Source organism: Streptomyces sp. (assembly GCF_035563135.1).
Lineage (GTDB): Bacteria > Actinomycetota > Actinomycetes > Streptomycetales > Streptomycetaceae > Streptomyces.
Window position 1 is genome coordinate 1 of sequence record NZ_DATMVN010000687.1, and the last position, 2,102, is coordinate 2,102.

A 2,102-nucleotide genomic window follows, 5' to 3' on the forward strand; every position below is an offset into this window, starting at 1 on the left:
TCCTGCCGCCCGAATCCCTCGTGCGGGACGTCGCGGAGGCCACCGGCGCCGTGCCGGGGCCCGTGCTCACCGTCTCCACCGTGACCGGCAGCGCGGCCCGCACCGCCGAGCTGCTGGCCGCGCATCCCGGAGCCGTCGCCGAGGCCATGGAGGGCTTCGGCGTCGCGGAGGCCGCCGACCGGTTCGGTGTCCCGGTGCTGGAGCTCCGGGCCGTCTCGAACACCGTGGGGCCGCGCGACCGCGAGGCCTGGCGCATCGGCGACGCCCTGGCCGCACTCACCGAGGCGTTCGGGAAGACCGCACCCGTAGTGGAAAGTTGGAACCGGCATGACCGACTCGACCGACACCGTGACCGAGACCGTGGCTGACACCGCCACCGACCCTGCCGGCGCGACGCTTCCCGCGCTGCGGATCGCCTTCTCGCCGTGCCCGAACGACACCTTCGTCTTCGACGCCTGGGCGCACGGAAGGGTCCCCGGCGCGCCCGCCCTCGATGTCACCTTCGCCGACATCGACCTGACCAACGGCATGGCGGAGCGCGGCGAGTTCGACGTGCTGAAGGTGTCGTACGCCGTCCTGCCGTGGGTGCTCGACGAATACGCGCTGCTGCCGTGCGGCGGCGCCCTGGGGCGCGGCTGCGGGCCCCTCGTCCTCACGAAGGAGCCGGGTACGGACCTGACGGGGAGGACCGTCGCCGTGCCGAGCGAGCGCTCCACCGCGTACCTGCTGTTCCGGCTGTGGGCCGCCGAGGCCGTGCCGGGCGGCGTGGGCGAGATCGTCGTCATGCCGTTCGACGAGATCATGCCCGCCGTGCGTGACGGCCGGGTGGACGCCGGCCTCGTGATCCACGAGGCCCGTTTCACCTACCGGAACTACGGCCTGCACAGCCTCGCCGACATGGGCGAGCACTGGGAGGCGACGACCGGGCTGCCGATCCCGCTCGGCGCGATCATCGCGAAGCGCTCGCTGGGCGAGGAGACCCTGAACCGGCTGTCGGAAGCGATCCGTACGTCGGTGCGCATGGCCTGGGACGACCCGGAGCGTTCACGCCCGTACGTCCTGGAGCACGCCCAGGAGATGGACCCGGCCGTGGCCGACCAGCACATCGGGCTCTACGTGAACGAATTCACCGCCGACCTCGGCGAGCACGGCTACGCGGCGATCCGCGGCCTGCTGACCCGGGCGGCGGCCGAGGGCCTCGTGCCGGCGCTGGCCCCGGACGCGTTCTCCGTCACCGCACGCTGACCGTGCGGGCCCGCCCTGCCGGGGCGGGCCCGCACGGCGCGGCTCAGACGTCGAGCTGGTCGGCCACCGCCCTCAGCAGGCCGGCGATCTTCGCGCCCGCCGCCTTGTCGGGGTAGCGGCCCCGCTCCAGCAGCGGCGTGATGTTCTCCAGGACCGTCGTCAGGTCCTGCACGATCGAGGCCAGCTCGTCCGGGCGGCGCCGCTGGGCGGCGGCGACGGACGGCGTGGGGTCGAGGATCACCACGGAGAGGGCCTGGTCACCGCGCTGGCCGGCCACCACTCCGAACTCGACGCGCTGACCGGGCTTGAGCGCCTCGACGCCGGCCGGGAGCACGGAGGAGTGGACGAAGACGTCGGCGCCGTCGTCGCGCGAAAGAAAGCCGAAGCCCTTTTCCGAATTGAACCATTTGACCTTACCCGTGGGCACGTCTGTCCTCGTCCTCGTACTCGTCGGTGCGCGGCAGAGCCGCGACACGGCTCCGGATAGCAGTACAGCGGGTCCGAGACCCGCCATGCCCCAGGCTAGTGGCCCGGGGCCCGGACACAAGACGTCGCCGGATGGTTCCGCCGAGCTGGGAACTACCCTGACCGGGTGAGTACTACTCCTTCCGGCGCGGGCGACCGGCTCGTACAGGCCGGCGCGATCGTCTTCTTCATCGGCGCACTGGCCACCCTGGTCACCGTGGCCCCCCTGTTCCTGGGCACCGACCCGTTCCCGCCCATCGCCTACGCGGTGTGCATGCTGATGGGCCTGGGCTTCCTCATCGCGGGCGCGGGGGTGGTGCGGTCGGTGTGGAAGAACTCCCCGAAGCGCGCCGCCACGAGATGACGGCCCACGAGGCGGCGGGCTGCGGGGC

General features: G+C 72.5%; 3 protein-coding genes and 1 pseudogene. 3 read left to right on the forward strand and 1 reads right to left on the reverse strand.

Annotated elements, in window-relative coordinates; translation table 11 throughout:
• Positions 1-368: pseudogene (locus VN520_RS30610) on the forward strand (futalosine hydrolase); the annotation flags it as partial.
• Positions 328-1,245, forward strand: a complete 918-nt coding sequence (locus VN520_RS30615) for a 1,4-dihydroxy-6-naphthoate synthase (protein WP_325750196.1) — start codon at positions 328-330, stop codon at positions 1,243-1,245. The pseudogene VN520_RS30610 and the gene VN520_RS30615, both read left to right, overlap by 41 nt.
• Positions 1,246-1,288: 43 nt before the next feature.
• Here the strand turns inward: VN520_RS30615 and VN520_RS30620 are convergent, their stop codons facing one another.
• Positions 1,289-1,672 carry a cold-shock protein gene (locus VN520_RS30620; protein WP_014154805.1) on the reverse strand — a complete coding sequence of 128 codons (384 nt, stop codon included), beginning with the start codon at positions 1,670-1,672 and terminating at the stop codon, positions 1,289-1,291.
• A 165-nt stretch (positions 1,673-1,837) separates the two neighbouring features.
• On the opposite strand from VN520_RS30620, the gene VN520_RS30625 reads away from it, so the two are divergent.
• The gene (locus tag VN520_RS30625) at positions 1,838-2,074 is read left to right on the forward strand and encodes a hypothetical protein (RefSeq protein WP_325750197.1); all 237 of its coding nucleotides are present in this window, start codon (positions 1,838-1,840) and stop codon (positions 2,072-2,074) included.
• Positions 2,075-2,102: the final 28 nt, after the last annotated feature.